The organism is Sphingomonas sp. G5, assembly GCF_052660795.1.
Window position 1 is genome coordinate 3,557,170 of sequence record NZ_CP109660.1, and the last position, 18,564, is coordinate 3,575,733.

The 18,564-nt window shown below is 68.0% G+C and carries 15 protein-coding genes; 4 read left to right on the forward strand and 11 right to left on the reverse strand.

What is annotated here, in order from left to right:
* Positions 1–126 precede the first annotated feature (126 nt).
* On the reverse strand, positions 127–1,554 hold the full coding sequence (locus NE358_RS16845) for a CCA tRNA nucleotidyltransferase (protein WP_289940241.1): 1,428 nt from the start codon (positions 1,552–1,554) through the stop codon (positions 127–129).
* Positions 1,555–1,603: 49 nt separating this feature from the next.
* The gene (locus NE358_RS16850) at positions 1,604–3,118 is read right to left on the reverse strand and encodes a DUF7059 domain-containing protein (RefSeq protein ID WP_141377071.1); all 1,515 of its coding nucleotides are present in this window, start codon (positions 3,116–3,118) and stop codon (positions 1,604–1,606) included.
* Between the two features lie 107 nt (positions 3,119–3,225).
* Between NE358_RS16850 and NE358_RS16855 the strand changes: the two genes are divergently transcribed.
* The 4 genes from NE358_RS16855 to trxA all read left to right on the forward strand — a co-directional run bounded on the left by NE358_RS16855 (position 3,226) and on the right by trxA (position 8,513).
* Positions 3,226–5,472 carry a DUF6049 family protein gene (locus NE358_RS16855; RefSeq protein WP_289940242.1) on the forward strand — a complete coding sequence of 749 codons (2,247 nt, stop codon included), beginning with the start codon at positions 3,226–3,228 and terminating at the stop codon, positions 5,470–5,472.
* A complete protein-coding gene (murJ, locus tag NE358_RS16860; RefSeq protein ID WP_289940243.1) occupies positions 5,469–7,067 on the forward strand; it encodes a murein biosynthesis integral membrane protein MurJ in 1,599 nt (532 codons plus the stop codon). The genes NE358_RS16855 and murJ overlap by 4 nt, the downstream gene beginning before the upstream one ends.
* 73 nt (positions 7,068–7,140) lie before the next feature.
* Positions 7,141–8,127, forward strand: coding sequence for a thioredoxin-disulfide reductase (trxB, locus tag NE358_RS16865; RefSeq protein ID WP_141377065.1), 987 nt, complete (start codon positions 7,141–7,143; stop codon positions 8,125–8,127).
* 62 nt (positions 8,128–8,189) lie between these two features.
* Entirely contained in the window at positions 8,190–8,513 is a 324-nt protein-coding gene (trxA, locus tag NE358_RS16870) for a thioredoxin (RefSeq protein WP_103207476.1), read from the forward strand.
* Positions 8,514–8,780: 267 nt separating this feature from the next.
* On the opposite strand, the gene NE358_RS16875 is transcribed toward trxA, so the two are convergent.
* The 9 genes from NE358_RS16875 to rpmH form a co-directional block, all read right to left on the reverse strand.
* The gene (locus NE358_RS16875) at positions 8,781–9,128 is read right to left on the reverse strand and encodes a tryptophan synthase subunit alpha (protein WP_378712970.1); all 348 of its coding nucleotides are present in this window, start codon (positions 9,126–9,128) and stop codon (positions 8,781–8,783) included.
* 82 nt (positions 9,129–9,210) lie between these two features.
* Positions 9,211–10,182: a ParB/RepB/Spo0J family partition protein gene (locus tag NE358_RS16880; RefSeq protein ID WP_289940244.1), complete on the reverse strand. Its 972-nt coding sequence runs from the start codon at positions 10,180–10,182 to the stop codon at positions 9,211–9,213.
* Positions 10,182–11,099 carry a ParA family protein gene (locus tag NE358_RS16885; RefSeq protein ID WP_141377062.1) on the reverse strand — a complete coding sequence of 306 codons (918 nt, stop codon included), beginning with the start codon at positions 11,097–11,099 and terminating at the stop codon, positions 10,182–10,184. The genes NE358_RS16880 and NE358_RS16885 overlap by 1 nt, the downstream gene beginning before the upstream one ends.
* Before the next feature lie 4,099 nt (positions 11,100–15,198).
* Positions 15,199–15,828, reverse strand: coding sequence for a 16S rRNA (guanine(527)-N(7))-methyltransferase RsmG (gene rsmG / locus NE358_RS16890; protein WP_103207464.1), 630 nt, complete (start codon positions 15,826–15,828; stop codon positions 15,199–15,201).
* An 8-nt stretch (positions 15,829–15,836) separates the two neighbouring features.
* Positions 15,837–16,340, reverse strand: a complete 504-nt coding sequence (locus NE358_RS16895) for a Jag family protein (protein ID WP_103207461.1) — start codon at positions 16,338–16,340, stop codon at positions 15,837–15,839.
* Positions 16,341–16,355: 15 nt separating this feature from the next.
* A complete protein-coding gene (gene yidC, locus NE358_RS16900) occupies positions 16,356–17,429 on the reverse strand; it encodes a membrane protein insertase YidC (protein WP_289940247.1) in 1,074 nt (357 codons plus the stop codon).
* 2 nt (positions 17,430–17,431) lie between these two features.
* The gene (gene yidD / locus NE358_RS16905; protein ID WP_141377060.1) at positions 17,432–17,788 is read right to left on the reverse strand and encodes a membrane protein insertion efficiency factor YidD; all 357 of its coding nucleotides are present in this window, start codon (positions 17,786–17,788) and stop codon (positions 17,432–17,434) included.
* On the reverse strand, positions 17,785–18,123 hold the full coding sequence (rnpA, locus tag NE358_RS16910) for a ribonuclease P protein component (protein ID WP_103207457.1): 339 nt from the start codon (positions 18,121–18,123) through the stop codon (positions 17,785–17,787). The genes yidD and rnpA overlap by 4 nt, the downstream gene beginning before the upstream one ends.
* Positions 18,124–18,131: 8 nt before the next feature.
* The gene (rpmH, locus tag NE358_RS16915) at positions 18,132–18,269 is read right to left on the reverse strand and encodes a 50S ribosomal protein L34 (RefSeq protein ID WP_013584598.1); all 138 of its coding nucleotides are present in this window, start codon (positions 18,267–18,269) and stop codon (positions 18,132–18,134) included.
* Positions 18,270–18,564: the final 295 nt, after the last annotated feature.

The following is an 18,564-nucleotide window of genomic DNA, read 5'->3' on the forward strand; positions in this document are numbered from 1 at the left end:
CCGTCGTGCGGAGCGCGCGCCCGACCCGCCGCCGACGGCCCGTCACCGTCGGCGTGTCATCGTCGGCGTGTCACCGACGAACTCCGCGCGACGGTCCCGCCCACCGGCGGGAAGCCTGGCCCCGGTTCAGCCCCGCGCCGCCCACCACTCCCGCAGGCGCTTCTCGGCTTCGTCCTCGCCGAGCACGCCCTCGTCGAGTCGCAGGTCGAGCAGGAAGCGATACGCCTCGCCCACCTCGCGACCCGGCTTCAACCCGAGCACCTGTTGAATGCGGTTGCCGTCGAGCTCGGGGCGGATCGAGTCGATCTCCTCCTGCTCGCGGAGCGCCGCGATGCGGGCCTCGATGTCGTCGTACGCGGATGCCAGGCGCTGGGCCTTCCGCTTGTTGCGGGTGGTCACGTCGGCACGCGTGAGGATGTGCAGACGTTCGAGCTCGTCGCCCGCATCGCGCACGTAGCGGCGGACCGCGGCATCCGTCCACGCTCCCTCGGCGTAGCCGAAGAAGCGCAGGTGGAGCTCGACCAGGCGGGCGACGACGGTCGTGGTCGCGGCGTCGAAGCGGAGGGCCTGCAGACGCTTGCGCGCCATGCGCGCGCCCTTGATGTCATGGTGGTGGAACGTCACTCCACCGCCCGCTTCAAGGCGACGGGTGGCGGGCTTGCCGATGTCGTGCAGCAGCGCTGCCAGGCGCAGGGGCACGTCGGGTGCGGCATCCGGGTGACGCTGCTTCTCGAGCGCGATCGCCTGGCGCAGCACCGTGAGCGAGTGCTCGTAGACGTCTTTATGGTGGTGGTGCTCATCGACCTCGAGGCGCAGCGCGGGCACCTCGGGCAGGAACTCCTCGATCAGTCCGGTCTCGACGAGCACCCGGATGCCGCGCACGGGGTCATCGGTCTGCAGGAGCCGTACGAGTTCCGCCTGCACCCGCTCGGGGCTGACGATCTGCAGCGAACCGCGCAGCTCGCGGACGGCGTCGAGGGTGTCGGGGTCGACGGCGAAGTCGAGCTGAGACGAGAAGCGAGCCCCGCGCAGCATGCGCAGCGGGTCGTCGCCGAAGCTCACGGCCGGGTCGATGGGGGTGCGCAGACGCCCCGCGACCAGGTCTTCGACGCCGCCGGTGGGGTCGACGAGGGTGCGGGCCGGAACCCGGAGAGCCATCGCGTTGACCGTGAAGTCGCGGCGGCTCAGGTCGGCCTCGAGGGTGTCCCCGAACTCGACGGTGGGCTTGCGGGTGACGCCGTCGTAGCTGTCCGCGCGGTAGGTGGTGATCTCGACCTGTTCGCCCTTCACCCGGGCGCCGATCGTGCCGAAGGCCCGGCCCACATCCCACTGCACCGACGAGACGGGCTTCACCAGCGCGAGGATCTCGTCGGGGCGGGCGTCGGTCGTGAAATCGAAGTCGTGGGTGACGCGGCCGAGCAGAGCGTCGCGCACGGGCCCCCCCACGATGGCCAGATCACGACCGGCCTCGGCGAACACGCGAGCGAGCGTGGCGACCACGGGATGCGCGGCGAGCTCCTCGAGGCGCGCGAGACCCTCAGCCATGTTCAGCATGCCTTCGAGCCTATCCGGGGCCGCGGAACGCCACCGAGCGGGGGCCGGATCAATCGTCGGCGAAACCCAAGAAGCCCGTCACCAGCAGCTCGCGCACGCGCGGCAGCAGATCAGCGCGCAGGGCCGCGGCATCCACCTCCATCAACTGCGCGATCGCATCGACGAGGGAGCCCACCGGCAGGTCACCGTCGCAGGCGCCGACGAGCGCCGCCAGACCCGGGTCGACCTCGAGCGTGCGCGCGAAGCCGCCGCCCTGACGCAGCTCGATGACCGAGGGGTCCTCCTCACCCGGGCGGTGATGACGCGCCTCGGTGACGTCGGGGGCGACGCGCAGCACGCTCGCGGCCACGTCCTCGTCGTCGAGCAGGGCCGCACGGTCGTGCGCGGCGAGGGATGCCGACAGGTGCGGCCCGAACGCCGATTCCCCGCCACCCGAGACGCGCTCGTAGCGCGCGAGCGTGGGTCCACCGGCGAGAGGTCGACGCAGCAGCACGTACCCGAAGCCGACGCCCGTGACTCCGCGCCGGGCGAAATCGTCGAGCCAGGCGTCGATCAGACGCGCGTAGGCGGGAGTGCCGGGCACCGTGCCGCCGTCGCGCACCCACAGCTCGGCGTAGGCGAGGGGGTCGAGCACCTCGCGCTCGATCACCCACGCGTCGAGCGACGGTCCGACCCATCCCCGCACGCGGTCGAGCCCCGACTCGCCCCAGCGGTACTCCCAGTTGCCGAGCGATTGCGCCACCGCACCGGGCGCGAGGTGCTCCCCGACACCCGAGATGACCGATGCGACGAGCGAGTCGCCCTCCATCCCCCCGTCGCGGTACTCGTACGCGGGCACCCCCGCGACCCGCGGCGTGATGACGAACGGGGGATTGGATGCCACTCGGTCGAAGGTCTCACCGGCGACGGGCTCGAACAGGGAGCCCAGGCGGGTCTCGATCCCGTCCACCCCGTTCACGAGGGCGTTGAGGCGGGTGAAGCGCAGGGCGCGCTCGGAGATGTCCGTCGCGACGACGCGATCGACGAGCCGGCGGAGTCGAAGGGCCTGGATGCCGCAGCCCGTGCCGATGTCGAGGGCAGAGCGCGCGCGACGGGTGAGCTGAAGGCGCGCGAGTGTCTGTGACGCCCCGCCGACGCCGAGCACATGGTCCTCGGGAAGAGGACCCTCGAGGGCTGCTTCATCGAGGTCGCTGGCGATCCACCATTCGACCTCACCCTCGTCGTCGGCGAAGGCCTGAGGCCTCACGAGCACCGCCGGAGTCACGGCATCCCCCGAGATCTCCAACAGACCGAGGGCCGCAGCCCCGTCGACGCGCAGGGTGGGAAGAGCCGCCTCGGCGTCACCGCGGGGGACGGGCAGCCCGAGCCCCCACAGGCGGCCCAGCACGGCGAGGGCGTCGCCGCGATCGCCCAGGGCCCGGGTAGCGGGTCGACGGAGCCCGCGGGCGACGGCGTCGTCGGCCTGTGTTCCCCACGCGTCGCGGAGGGCGGCGCTCGTGTAGCCCGCCGCGCGGAGGTCGTCGGCGAGGGCCTGGCACAGCTGGGGATCGGGTTCGGGGAGCACCGGTCCATTCAACCGTCTGCGCGAGGCTATCGGGGGGCTTGTAGGTACGCGGGCCTAGACTCGCAGGCGGTGCGAGGCCCCCTCGTTCCACCGACGATCGTATGACCGTGACCTCCCAGCCTTCGGGCGCACCCGTGCCGCGGCGCTCCCTCACGCGCCGGCTCCTGGCGACCCTGGCCGCCGGGGCCATCGTCGCGGGCATCGCACTGCCGGTCACGACCGCCTCCGCGGCCACGCCCAGCCCGTCGCCATCCGCCTCGACATCGCCGTCGGTGCTCACCGCCGCTCCCGCAGCGAACGGCATCCTGCGCCCCGGCGAAGCCCTCTCGGTCGTCGTCAGCGTCGCCGCCGGAACCTCGCCGGCGTCCGCGGGGCCCGTGGCCCTGTCCCTCGGTGCCGCCCCTCTCGCCGACGACGCCGCGATAGACCGATGGCTCAGCGGTGATGCCGCCGGCGTGACGCTTCAGCAGGTCGCCACGGGAACCCTGGATGCCGCGGCCTCCGGCTCGCAATCCACCACGACGCTCACGGCGCTCGGTAACGACCCGGCCCTCGCGAACCGGGGCGCCGGGGTCTACCCGGTGCTCGCGACGAGCGGGGGACTGACCGCACCCAGCGTCGTCGTCGTCCCCGCCGAGACGGGCGCGCAGACCCCGATCGCCCTCGTCGTGCCCATCAAGGCGGCCCCCCTCACCCGCGGCCTGCTCACGGCGAACGAACTGGCCGAGCTCACCGCTGTCGACGGCGCGCTTTCGGCGCAGCTCGACGCGGTCGACGGTACGGCCGCGACCCTGGCGGTCGACCCCGCCATCCCCGCCGCGATCCGCGTGCTCGGCTCCGCGGCCCCGCCCACCGCGGTGTCGTGGCTCCAGCGTCTGATGGCCCTCCCCAACGACCGGTTCGCCCTGCAGTTCGGCGACTCCGACGTCGCGGCTCAGCTGCACGCCGGGCTGACGGCCCCGCTGACCCCCACATCGCTGCAGAACTACATGACCGCGGCCGACTTCGTGCAGCCGGCGCCGGCCGTCTCGGCGGTGTCGACTCCCGAACCCGCCCCGAGCACGACGCCCGGCCAGCCGACCTACCCGTCCCTGTCGACGCTGCTCGACATCGGAGTCGCCACCCCCCACGTCTACTGGCCTGCCACCGGATCCGCGGGTTCGGATACCGTCGCCGCCCTGGGCGCCCTCGGCAGCACCGATGACCCCACCCACGTCCTCATCCCGTCGACGAGCGTCTCGGGCGGCGGCCGGCAGGCCTCCGCCCGCGTCGGAGGGGTGTCCACCCCGGTCTACGACGCCGAGGTCTCGCGTGCCCTCGCCGACGCGGCGGGGCAGAACGACAGCACCCGGCGCGGAGCCTCGTTGGCGGCCGCCCAGGCGTATCTCTCCATCGCACGCGCCGCCACCGGCGACCAGCCGGTGCTCGCCGTCCTCGACCGGGGCACCGACCGCTCTCGTGTGAGCCTGCGCGCGACCCTGGGCCTCGCCGCGACAGCGCCGGGCTTCACGGCCTCGACGCTGCGTACGGTGGCTGCCCTCCCGGCATCCGAGGTCTCCCTCACCGCCCCGACCGTCGACGCCGCCCGTGTCGAAGAGGTCCGCAACCTCCTCGGCGACGAACAGAGCATCGACCGCTTCGCCTCGATCCTCGACCAGCCCGAGCTCCTGACCGGGCGCGAACGCGCCGAGGTCCTGCAGGTCACGAACGTCTCGTGGACGGGGGATGCCGCCCGCCAGGCCGTCTCCGACCACCGCGACGCCACGCGCACGACGCTCGACTCCGTCGGCATCCTGTCGTCCGACTTCCGCCTGGTCAGCTCCAGCGCCCCGCTGCGGCCGTGGGTGCGCAACGATCTGCCCTGGCCGATCACCGTCGTCATGGCGGTCCGCACCAACGACGTGCGGCTTCGCGTCCAAGACCACACGACCATCGACGCCCAGGCCTCCGCCAACACCCGCGTCGAGGTCCCCGTCGAAGCCCGCATCGCCAACGGCGAGGTCAGCGTCGACCTGCAGCTCTTCAGCCCCACGGGCGTGCCGATCGGTTCGCCTCAGGCGGTCGACGTCGAGGTGCGCGCCGAGTGGGAGAACATCGGCATCGTGGTGGTCATCGCCCTCATCGTCGGCTTCCTGAGCCTCGGAGTGGTGCGCACGGTCGCCCGTCGACGCCGCTTGCGTGCCGAAGAAGCCGCACCTCAGACCCCTCACGACGACGAGCCCGCGGACGGGATCGTCCTGAAAGATCCGGATGCCGACGGGCGCAGCCCCGCGGAAGACGCCGAGGACTTCGAGCACGACGACCAGACACCCCGCGCGACCGCGTCGGAGACCGAGCAGGAGACACGCCCGTGAGCAGTATCGGACGGGCCAGCGTGCTCATCGGAGCCGGGACCATCGCGTCCCGCGTGAGCGGGGTGCTGCGCACCATCGTGCTCGTCGCGGCCATCGGTTCGCAGAGCAGAGCGGGTGACGCCTTCGCCGTCGCGAACCAGCTCCCGAACAACATCTACGCGATCATCTCGACCGGCCTGTTGACCGCCGTGGTCGTCCCGCAGATCGTGAAGGCCGCCGCGCACGCCGATGGGGGACAGGCCTTCATCTCCAAACTGTTCACCCTGGGCACCGTCGGTCTGCTGGGCGCCACCGCTCTCGCGATGATCGCCGCCCCGCTCCTCGTGCAGGTCTACGCGAGCAAGTTCACCGGGGACCAGCTCGCGCTCTCGACCGCTTTCGCCTACTGGTGCCTGCCGCAGATCTTCTTCTACGGGCTGTACGCGCTGCTGGGCGAGATCCTCAACGCCCGGCGCGTCTTCGGCCCGTACACGTGGGCGCCGATCGTCAACAACGTCGTGTCGATCGCGGGTTTCGGGGCGTTCATCCTGCTGTTCGGCGGTCCGCAAGAGAACGTGGGCGCGTGGACCCCGTCGATGATCACCCTGCTCGCGGCCACGGCGACGGGTGGGATCGTCGTGCAGACGGTCGTTCTGATGTTCTTCTGGCGTCGCGCGGGTCTGACGCTCCGACCCGACTTCCAGTGGAAGGGTGTGGGGCTCCGGCACATCAGCCGGCTCGCCGGCTGGACCTTCCTCATGGTGGTCGCCGGCCAGTTGGCGGGCATCGTGCAATCCAACGTGCTCTCCGGGGCCTCCGGCAACGACCCCGCGATCTTCGCCTCGCAGAACGCCTGGTTGCTGTTCATGCTGCCGTACTCGATCATCGTGCTCTCGATCGGAACGCCCTACTTCACGCAGCTCAGCGAGCACGCCGCGGCCGGACGCGACGACGAGGTGCGGGCCGACATCGCGCGCAGCATCCGAACCCTCGGGTTCTTCATCGTCGCCGCCACGGCGGCACTCGCGGTCGCGGCGGTCCCCGCAAGCCGCATCTTCACCAACGGGCCGGAGGAGGCCCTCGCGGCGGCCCCGGTGCTGTGGTCCTTCCTCGTGTGCCTGGTGCCGCTCGCAGTTCTGTTCGTCATCCAGCGGACGTTCTACGCCTACAACGACACCCGCACGCCGTTCTTCTTCACCCTGCTGCAGTGTGCGCTCGTCGCGGGCGGTGCTCTCGCGGCCGGTGCGGTCATCGACCGGTCGGAACTGGCTGCCGGCGTCGCCCTCACCCAGTCGTTCGCCAGCATCGTGCAGGTGATCGTCGCGACGATCCTGCTCCGTCGACGGCTCTCCGGCATCGGCACGGGCTCATGGCTCCCCGCGCTCGGACGCTTCGCCCTGGCTGCGATTCCCGCCGCCGCCGCCGGATGGGGGACCCTGCTTCTCCTGGGCGGACCCGAAGGATGGATGACGAGCAGCGTCGGGGCCGGTATCGCCGGTGCCGCGGTGCTGGGCATCGTCGTCCTCGCCGTGTACATCGGCATCCTGGCCCTCTTCCGCACTCCCGAACTCGCCCCGGCGCTCGCGCTCGGTCGGCGGTTCCTCCCCAAGCGCTAGCCCCGGCGCTGCGGAATACCCCGCGGCTACCATGGGTTTCATCCGACGGAATCAACGAGAGGAAGGCGCAACCGTGCGTCACGTCATCATCATCGGATCGGGCCCGGCCGGATACACGGCCGCCATCTACGCTGCCCGAGCCAACCTCGAGCCCCTCGTCGTCGCGAGCTCCGTCGAAGCCGGCGGCGACCTCATGAACACGACCGAGGTCGAGAACTTCCCCGGGTTCCCCGACGGCATCCAGGGCCCCGACCTCATGGCCAAGATGCAGGCGCAGGCCGAGCGCTTCGGTGCCCAGGTGCTGTACGACGACGTCGTGTCGCTCGAGCTCGACGGCCCCGTCAAGAAGATCACGCTCGGCAGCGGCAAGGTCGAAGAAGCAGTCTCGCTCATCTACGCGACCGGCTCGGCCTACCGCAAGCTCGGACTCGAGGGGGAAGATCGCCTCTCCGGCCGTGGGGTCTCGTGGTGTGCCACGTGTGACGGCTTCTTCTTCCGCGACCGCACGATCGCCGTGGTCGGCGGTGGCGATTCGGCGATGGAAGAGGCCAACTTCCTGACCAAGTTCGCGTCGAAGGTCTACATCATCCACCGCAAGGACTCGCTCCGCGCGTCGAAGATCATGCAGGAGCGCGCCTTCGCGAACCCCAAGATCGAGTTCATCTGGAACAGCGCCGTCGACGAGATCCTCGGTGAGGACGCGGTCAACGGCGTGCGTCTGCGCTCGACCGTCGACGACTCGACCCGTGAGCTGCCCCTCGACGGTCTGTTCGTCGCGATCGGCAACGACCCGCGCACGCACCTCGTGCACGACAAGCTGCAGCTCACCGACCAGGGCACCATCTGGGTCGACGGCCGTTCGTCGCGCACCTCGGTCGACGGCGTGTTCGCCGCCGGTGACGTCATCGACCCGACCTATCGCCAGGCGATCACGGCCGCGGGCAGCGGAACGGTCGCGGCTCTCGACGTGGAGCACTTCCTCGCCGCGCGCGGTGAGGCCGGCGAGCCCGCCGTCGCCGAGAGCCCCATCGAGGGACTCCCCGACGCCGCGGTCGTCTGAGGAACAAAACCGCGCTCACCGGCGTTTTCACGAACTGACGCTTTCATCTAAGGAGAAATGCAATGACTGCCAAGGCGACGACCTCCGCAACGTTCGAGCAGGACGTCCTGCAGGCCGACGGACCCGTTCTCGTAGACTTCTGGGCCGAGTGGTGCGGCCCGTGCCGCATGGTCGCTCCCGTCCTCGACGAGATCCAGAACGAGAACGCGGGCAAGATCACCGTCCTCAAGCTCAACGTCGACGAGAACCCCGACCTCGCGATGAAGTACCAGATCACCTCCATCCCCGCGATGAAGGTCTTCCACGGCGGTGAGGTCAAGACGACCATCATCGGCGCGAAGCCCAAGTACGCTCTCGAGCAGGATCTCGCCGCTTTCCTCGGCTAAGACCTGCCGTGTGAACGTCCCCGGTGCCGTATGGTGCCGGGGACGTTTGCGTTGTGGGTGCCGGGCTCGTCACGACGATCACAGGTATGGCCGCCTCTGACGACGTGTGCAGGGCGGCGTCGAACGCCGGAGCGCGGGGGCTCCCCCCGCTGTCGAAGCCGTTGCGCCATGACCTCGAATGAACCGCGGAGTCGGGGCCCGGGAGGGAAGACAGCGCCCGTGGTACGAGAAGAGGCACGAATGTCTCTGAGGGACCGTGAGCGCCCCTCAGGAGACGTCGAGACGAACGCTGGCGTCCCAGCGGCGGTGTGGCTCTTCTTCGCCCAGAATGCGCCACACAGCCTTCGTGAGGGCGGGGTAGTCGAGAGCGATCTGTCGGAGCACGCGGTAGTTGCGCGCGCGGGTCGGTCGGACGCCGCCATTCTCCGAGATGTTGTCAGCCCGCAGGATGAGCACGACCAGTTCGTCGACGCTCGGAAGATCCTCCATGAAGTCCCACGGGTCTTCTCCACCGCGCAGGCGCTCGTGGATGAGGACCGCGAGTTCGTCGGAGGCCTCCGCGCGCAGTAGCTCGAGGCTGGCGCGACGGCGGGGAGTGTCGTCGTTCGCTGTCACCATTCCAGGTTACGTCGAGGGACCGACACCAGGCCTCGAAAGTCGCTCGCTGCCCGGGAGACGCTCATCAGCGGCAGGCCTCTCAGCCGGTGTATCCCTCTTCACCCAGGGTGGCGAGGATGCGATTCAGATCCTGAATGCTCGCGAAATCGATGCTGATCTGGCCTTTTGTTGCGCTCAGCGAAACGCGCACCTTCGTATCGAAGCGATCCCCGAGCCGATTGGCGATGGCATCCAGACCCGATCGCTGCGATCCTGCCTTGGGCTTCTGGCGGAGGGGGGCGACGCCCGGCATCTTCGCGGCGGCTTCGGCCGCCCGCACGGAGAGATCTTCGTTGACGATCTTGTCGGCGAGCTTCTGCATCTCTTTGGGGTCATCCAACGAGAGGATGGCACGAGCATGTCCAGCGCTCAGGACACCCGCGGCGACGCGCTGCTGCACGGCGACCGGTAGCTTGAGCAGGCGAATGGTGTTGCTGATCTGGGGGCGGGAGCGGCCGATGCGCGTTGCGAGCTCCTCCTGCGTGATACCGAAGTCCTCCAGCAGCTGCTGATAGGCGGAGGCTTCTTCCAGCGGATTCAGCTGCGAGCGGTGAAGGTTCTCGAGCAGAGCATCGCGGAGCAGGTACTCATCATCCGTCTCGCGGACAACGGCAGGAATCGTCTCGAGTCCCGCCTCGCGCGAGGCGCGGGTGCGACGCTCGCCCATGATCAGCTCGAACGTGCCATCGCCCTTATCCCGGACGACGACCGGCTGCAGGACTCCGAACTCGCGGACGGAGTGGACGAGCTCCGCGAGGTCGTCCGCGTCGAAGTTCGTGCGTGGTTGGCGTGGGTTGGGAACGATCGACTTCGGGTCGATGTGAACGAGCCGCGCACCGGGGACGGTGACGAGGTTGTCGTCGGACGACTCCGGAGCGGCGGTCTCCGCGGCAGCGTCCGAACTCTTCATGTTGCCATCGGGAAAGAAGACGTCGACGGGACGCGCCTCGGACGGCTCCATGGTGGGGATGAGGGCGCCGATACCGCGGCCCAGACCGGTCCTCTTAGCCATCAGGAACCCTTCTTGGTGGTGTCGCGAGCGACGATCTCGACCGCGGCCTCGCGATAGGCGATGGCGCCCGCTGATTGGCCATCGTACGCGATGACGGTCTGCCCGAAGCTCGGGGCTTCAGAGACGCGCACGGATCGAGGGATGACGGTGTTCAGGACCTCGTCGGTGAAGTGCGAGCGAACTTCCTCGGCGACCTGCTGGGCCAACCGCGTGCGACCGTCATACATGGTCAGCAGGATCGTCGACACGTGAAGACCGGGGTTCAGGTGCTTCTGAATCATCTGCACGCTGCCGAGAAGCTGACTGAGGCCCTCGAGCGCGTAGTACTCGCACTGGATAGGTATGAGCACCTCGTCTGCTGCGGTGAATGCGTTGATCGTCAGAAGGCCGAGGGAGGGAGGGCAGTCGATGATGACGAAATCGAGGTGGTTGCCCTCGATGTCGAGATAGTCGCGCAGAGCCCCACGGAGGCGGTGCTCACGAGCGACCTGCGATACCAGTTCGATCTCGGCCCCGGCGAGATGGATCGTGCTGGGTGCGCACAGCAGCTTCGGGGACTCCGGACTGGTCTGAATGATGTCCGCGAGAGGAAACTCATCGATGAGGACGTCGTACACGCTGGGCGTGTCCGCGTTGTGTGCGACACCCAGTGCCGTGGACGCGTTGCCCTGTGGGTCGAGGTCGACGACGAGAACACGAGCTCCCACCGACACCAGGGCCGCTGCGATGTTAACGGCGGTCGTAGTCTTACCCACCCCGCCCTTCTGGTTCGAGACCGTGAACACGCGGGTGCGACCCGACAGCTCCACGGTCGTCTCTTCCAGGGTGCGCCGGCGCGCCGAGAGATTCGCGATCTCCCGAGCGATGGGGGAGTCGTCGAACGACGTCGACGCGGGCGCCTCATCGGACTGTTTCACGTGAAACGCACCTCTCCCTCGGCAACCCGCTCAGTCTACCCGCGCTCTGGCCCGCTCATGATGGACCGCTGGCGTGGCTGTGTATTCAAAGCTTGTCGATCGTGGCTCACCCGGCCTTCTCGAGCGCCCAGCTCGTTGCAGGGAGTTCCTGCGCTCCACCATCAGGCGGCCAGCGAAGCGCACCGAGGGCGATGACGCGCTGCCACACACGCCTGTGGTCATTCACGTTTCACGTGAAACATGCAGACGGTGAGCGTACGCACGTCCGTCCTCCGACGTCGCCGATTCCCCTGTGCGGCTCCGCGCTCACATCCGAGTGGCCTCAACGCCCCGAAGGGTCCCTGCACGGCGTCCCCATAATGGCCGGCGTTTCACGTGAAACGTTCGTGACGGGGCATTGGATTCCTCCTTGGCGATCGTGCCGATTTCGAGAAGTCGCGTCGGGTCTAGCCACGAGATGCGCGCGGGCGGCAATTGCCGGGCGCCGGGGGAGGGCGAGAGGCCGCTTCCCGCGCGCGTCCATCCGCGTCTCCGTCGAGGTGCAGAGAGTAGGTCCCAGCCTCCACAACGGTAGACGGGAGCCGACGGACAAGGAGTCACGATCGAGCAGCCTCTCGACAGTCGAGGAACCTGGCGAGGGCACACTCCGACGGTTCAGCTGCACCCGCGCCCTGCGTCTCGTCTCGTCCCGACCGGCTTCGGGTCACGTTGCCCGCGTTTCGGTGGACGAGCGCCGGGGAGAGCGGCACTCGACTTTGGACCCCAAAGAGCGACTGGGGACTCCCGCAGGACCCGACGGCACTCGACACCCTCATCGAAGAGGTTGAGCGCAAGCTGTCGAGGTCTCAGGAGTTAGTAGGCGTCCCTTCGGAGGCGGCTGTCTCCAATGTGTCGCCGTGCCGTGGACGCCTGGCAGTTCACGATGTCACCCTGCCCAGCGCAGGTTCACCCTCGCCCAGCAGTCGGAGGTGTCGGAAAGAGAAGGTGCTCCCCATGAGAGCCGGGCCGGAACGGTGATCGGCTGTGTAGCCCGGGCTTCACCTGCCGCGGTCTCACATGCTTCGGTCATCGGCCGTAGGGGAACAGCACTGATGCGTCCTCCTCCGCGAACAGAAGCACACCTTCTCGCGGTCCACCTAGAAGGCTCGTGGCCATCAAGCCGGCGCGGGACCCTAAGGGTCAGTTCAACGCGCGCGACGACAGTGGATCGTCGTGACTTCCCCCCGGCACCTCGCACGCGGGTCGACACGGTTTCGACTGCGGAACAGTGCGAGCAGCTGAGCGCCAACACCTCGGCGCCGGCCGGTCCAAAACATCGCGGTCTTCTGCATCGTGGCGTAGAAGGCGGATGGCCCTGATGACCACGGCTGAGGCCGCTCGCTACATGCCTGCCGTGCGTGGAGCCGGATAAGCCCCTCCATGTCACACAGCGTCAGACCCTTCTTGGGCGCCGGTCAGCTATCCATCTCTCCCGTCAAGGTGGAGCTGGCGTGCAGGTCTTAGCCCTCACGCGGGCGCGTGTTCCACGTGAAACGGTGCCGATCACTGGTGATGAGCTCCGCTGACTCGCGGCTCGAGATGCGGGGGAGTCCCGCTTCACCGACGGGTGACCACGCCGATGTACGCCGCCCCCGCCCACCGCGGGGTGACGCACACTCACTCCCAGGGCACGAAGCTCCCATCGGCCGAATCCCGAGCTAGTACGCCGCCCTCTCGCTGTCCGCATCGCGCCCGTCGGGGCACTGACCGTCTACTTACGTAGACGGACAAGCTAGGGATCTGTGGGTAATCGGAGTGGCCGGGGGTCGCCCCACAGTGGCGGACCACCCGAGACATACGTCGCGACATCGCCCAGTGCCTCGCTTCGCAGCGGTGTTTCACGTGAAACCCTCATCAGCTCTCCTCAGGCGCCACCGCGTCCGCTCGCGGTGTCGCACTCCGCGACCGTCAGCAGGTGGGTAGCGAGGAACTAGCCACGCGCCGCCTTCAATCGCTCGCGCAGTATCGAGATACCTATACGAATGCGACACCTGTGGCGGATGATACATAGGCGAGTGTTCCCAACCCGTAGGAACAGTACCCAAAGGTCGACTGTCCGCCAGCTATCTCGCGACAATGACCGTGAGTTCGTGACCGCTAGGGCACACGGCGTGCATCTCTCCATGTTGGCGCAATCCCACGATCCGACGCTGCGTGCTCACCCTTCAGCACCCACCGACAGACACGCCACCACCCGACACGCCTCCGCTGTTTCACGTGAAACACGTGCCACACCGAACCGGCCCAGATTGCCGTCGCCCTGCATCGGTTGCCGACGCAATTGATCGCGCAAGCTCTACCTCAACGGGCACGGAGCACCCACGATCCGAGCAGTGTCGACCCACGACTTCCCCGCCGGCCTAGAACGCACCACTGGCGCAATCATCGCCCGCAGGATCAACGCGACGTTTCACGTGAAACCAAGCGGCGTACCGACGTGAGAACGCCGCGTGGATTGTGCGGCAGGTGGACGATCAGCCAGCAGGGGAGTAGAAGCAGGGGCGACGATTGAGAGTTCGCCGCCGTACGAGGCGAACCGCAAGAGAACATCCGGGCCTCACCACGACGAGCAGCCCGACCATCCAAGGGCCCCGTCTCAGCCGCGTCGGGGGGGCGGCCTTCCATGCGGGCGCGTGACACTGAGTGTGGCCAACGAGAAGATCTCAGTCGCCCCGTGCATCGGACCGAGCTGATGCGACTGTCACCGCCGACATCAGACGGAACGGAGAGCGCCGCCACCCACCAGCCGGCTCGCTCAGATGAACCGCTCGACGATCGCGTATCGGTGCTGCCCGTAGGCCCCTGGTCGCGGGTCGACCACGACGTCACCCCGCCCCGCAGACGCTGGAACAGTGACTGTGTCGTGCGACTCCCGCACCCCGCCACCAAGCACCCGGGCGGTCGGCTCAGTGCCCGGCAGGGGACCCGACGCGCGACACAGCCCGATGTGCGCCGTGATCGTTGCGAGAGCTGCCCACCCCTGTCGTTCCAGGGATCGCGAGTACGTGCCGGGCACGTCGTGCAGGAGCCTCTCTCACCCTGCAGACGTGTGCGCTCTTGAGCGCGCTATGGAAGGAGGCCGCCGTGCGAGTGGGGGAGAGCCGTCGGTCTCTCTTGAGCCCGAACAAGGCTAGACGTGCGTGCGGATCACGCGGACATCTACGCCTACGCACGAGCGAACTCCCGTGGTCTCGCGCGCGTCCCAGACTCGAAGTAGAGCGCGAGAGCGCTCGCGGGTGCTTTACCTCCGCCGTGGCGGTCGATCCTGACGCGAAGCGCACCACGGCTCGCTAGCGCGCGACGAAGCCACGCCGAACGAACCCGATCACGCTGGGAGCCGAAGGTCAGCGACCTCCGCGGGTACCGGCCGAGGGCTTCGGTGACGAGACGACAATCGTCGTTCAGCCCACTCGTTCCACGCGTGACCAGAGAACGTCCGTCGTGGCCGAACCCGCCCCGGCGTATCGCAGCGCCCGAGCCCCCCGGGATGCAACTGCCGCGAAACCGTTTCACGTGAAACTCATGTCCTGCACACCCGGCACGTGGTCCCGGGCCGGCCGGCCGCCCCGTACACGTCACCTGAACGGCGCGGAGCGCACACATCACTCACCGCCAGCGAACGAACCTGCCGAGCTCGAAAACGGCCTCCCGCCACGCCAGGGTCACATTCCGACGGACGCGCCGAAGTCTTTCGGAGCCCCGGATTCGACGACCAAGACGTCACGGCACCGAAGCAGACAGCATAGGTGCCACCGATGCGCGAGCCATCTGGTCACGCGTCGATCGCAGCCTCTACCGCCTTCTCACAACGGCACTTCTTGCCGAGCTCCCGTTCGGCACTGCACCCCGCGCCCCATATCGAGACAACGCGACCGGGCGGCACGACCCACTCCGATCGACCTCGTCACCCTCGCGTGCTGCGCGGTGCTGTTCTCGATGCTCTGAAGGTTGCTGAGATCGACGTCAGCGACGTTTCCACCCACGAGTAGAGAACTTTCACGTGCATAGGAAAAACATAGATAAAGCGCCAAAGCACATGCCGTATGTGCACATGCCTCACTCAGCGACCGAGCGTGGCGAGGAAGACCCGTGTTGGCTCGTCGAGCACGCCCTCGCCGACGACCTCGATCGATACATCGGTGAGGCCGTACTTGCGCACCTGCTTCGCGGCCGCCTCGACCTCCGCTCCGACGTTGGCGCCCTTCAGGAAGACGAGACGCCCGCCGGGACGCACCAGGGGAGCGGTGAACGGAAGCAGAGTCCGCAGCGCGCTCACAGCGCGCGCCGTCGCGACATCGAACACGCGCCCCTCGCTCCACTCCTCGCCGCGCATGCGTGCAACGGTCACGTTCTCGAGCTCGAGCTCACCGACCTGCTCCGACAACCAGGCCGTGCGACGCTCCATGGGTTCGATGAGCGTCCACTCGACGTCCGGCCGCGCGATGGCCAGCACGAGCCCGGGCAGCCCGGCGCCCGAGCCCACGTCGACCGCGCGACCCGCGAAGTACGGCGCAGCGATCGCACTGTTGAGAATGTGACGCGTCCAGAGTCGCGGGACCTCGAGCGGGCCGATGAGACCGCGCTGCTCCCCGTACAGGGCCAGGTTCTCGGTGAAGCGACGGGCCTTCTCGATGTTGTCGCCGAACAGCGTCAGCGCTGCACTCGGCTCTGCCTCGAGCTGTTCCGGCATCCCGAGACTCAGCCGCGGCGAAGCACGGTGTGACGGTCAGCGCCCTCACCGAACGATTCGGACGAGAAGCCGCGATCGGCCGCGATGTCGTGCACCAGCTTGCGTTCGTAGCTCGACATCGCCGGGAGCGACGCCTGCGACGCACCCTCGTCGAGACGCGCGATCGCCCGGTCGACGAGGTTCTCGAGCTGGCGCTGACGCGCATCACGGGAGCCACCGATATCGAGGATGAGCCGCGAGAATCGGCCCGTCGAGTTCTGCACCGCAAGACGCGTGAGCTCCTGGAGGGCCTGCACGGTGTCGGGGTGCGACAGCGTCGACAGTGCGGCTGCATCTTCGGCCTCGACCGAGACGTACGCGCGGCCTGCGCGCACGTCCATAGCGAGGTCACCGTCGATGTCGGCGATGTCGAGAAGACCCTCGAGGTAGTCGGCGGCGATATCGCCTTCCTGCTCGAGCTGCTCCACCGTGGCGGCCGTGTGCTCGGGTGCGATCTGATCGGATGTCGTCATCGTGATCTCCGGTTCTCAGGAGGCGGGTGCGGAGCCGGCTGTGCCGGCGGATCCGCCCGCGGCACCGGTGTTCTTCGTGGACTGCTGCTTCTTCGCCCGCTGCTTGCCGACCGGCTGCTGGCGCTTGGGCTGGGCCGCGCGGGCCTTCTCGGCCTCTTCGAGGAGCCGCTGCTGCTCGGCGCGGTACTTCTCGATGGGCACGACCTTGCCCGACGAATCGATGGCCTTGCCCTTCCGCGCCAAGCGCTCTTCCCGCGCCTTCGCCGCGTCGGAACCGGGAGTCGGCATCTCGCGAATGACCACGAACTGCTGGACCATCGTCCACAGGTTGCTGACGAACCAGTAGATGACGACACCGAGCGGGAAGAACACACCCGAGAAGATGAAGGCCAGCGGCAGGATGTACAGCATGATCTTCTGCATCTGGTACGCCTGACCGATCTTGGCCTCGGGCGACAGGTTCTTCGAGATGATCTGCAGCTGGGTGAAGAACTGCGAGCCGATCATGAGTACGACGAGCGTCAGCAGGATCGCGACGGTCACCTGGCCGTCCGACTGGCCCCACGCCGTGACGAGGTTGACGTGCATGGATGCCACGTCGAAAAGGCGTGCGTCGTAGAACTCGGTCGTGAGCTCCGGCGTGAGCAGACCCACGCCGCCGATGCCGCTGGCGGCGTGCTTCGACACGTCGTTCAACACGCTGAAGAGGGCGAAGAAGATCGGCATCTGCACCAGAAGGGGCAGGCAGCTCGAAACCGGCGTCGTACCGTGCTTCTTGTACAGCGCCATGGTCTCGCGGCTCATCGCCTCACGGGAGAGCTGGTCGCGCTTGCCCTTGTACTTCTCCTGCACCTTGCGCAGCTCAGGGGCGATCTCCATCATCTTGCGCTGGCTCTTGATCTGCTTCACGAAGAGCGGGATCAGAGCGGCGCGCACGATGAGTACCAGGCCGACGATCGACAGCACCCAGGTCAGACCGGCCGCGGGGGCCATGCCCAACGCCGTGAAGAGAGCGTGCCACCCCACCAGCACGAGTTCGACCACCCACTTCAGTGGCCAGAGGATGGTCCCAATGAGATCGAATTGCACGATCAGTCCTTTCGGGAGGGCACGACGAATCCGTGCCGAGTGAGTTCGTGGCGGAAGGCCCGATGAGGACGGACGTCGTCGATGCCACCCTGAGCCCAGGGATGACAGCGTGCGAGACGGGCCGCGGTGAACGCGATACCCTTCACGAGTCCATGCTGCTGTACGGCACCCACCGAATAGGCGGAGCAGGACGGGTAGTACTTGCACACGTCGCCGTAGACGTGCGAGATCGTCGCTCGATACGCGTGCAGCAGTGCCAGCCCCGCATTGCGGGGGAGGAGCGGCACGGATGCCACGACGCCGTCGACAGTGAGCCGTCCGGTCCCCGTGGACGAGGTCGGGAGAGTAGAAGCACTCATACCGATGCTTTTCGCTCGAGGCATCGCACCACTTCGGCACGAAGCGTCGAATAGTCGACGGTCGCTGCCGACGGCAGTGCGCGGATGACGATCGAGGCGCCCCCTCGAACAGACGGGAGCGCCTCGGCGCACACCGCCTTGAGGCGGCGGCGAATGGTATTGCGGGTGACCGCGGAGCCGACCTGGCGACTCACGATGAAGCCGAACCGGGGCGAATCGGTCTCAGCCGAGATCCCGACGTACGTCACGGTGTGCGCTCCGGCACAGCGAGTACCCCGTCGGACCGTGGCTTTGTAGTCCGATCCGCGAGTGAGTCGGTTCGGCTTCGCGAGCACCGGGTCCGTCAGGCCGAGAGCTCGGTGCGGCCCTTGGCGCGACGTGCGGCCAGGATGCCACGGCCGGCACGCGTACGCATGCGGGCGCGGAAGCCGTGCTTCTTGGCACGACGACGGTTGTTGGGCTGGAAGGTGCGCTTGCTCATGGGTCACTCCGGAGGTGATGTCGCCCGATGCTCTTCTGCCGGGGACGGGGGTCGGGACTGCCGTATAGGCATAAGTCAACCGACTAAGGCTACGTCGCGCGGGGCGTTAACTCAAACCGAAACCGCGACCGCCCATTATCCCCAGGCGTTGTCCACAAGCGTGGCAAAGACACGCGACCGAGTCCTACAGTGGATTTTGCTCCGACAGGGCCGCGAACTAGCGTGGCCCCGGAAGTTATCCACAGGTTCGACGCGACACGTCGATCACCCGTCGCGTCAAGATCCCGGAGGGGCT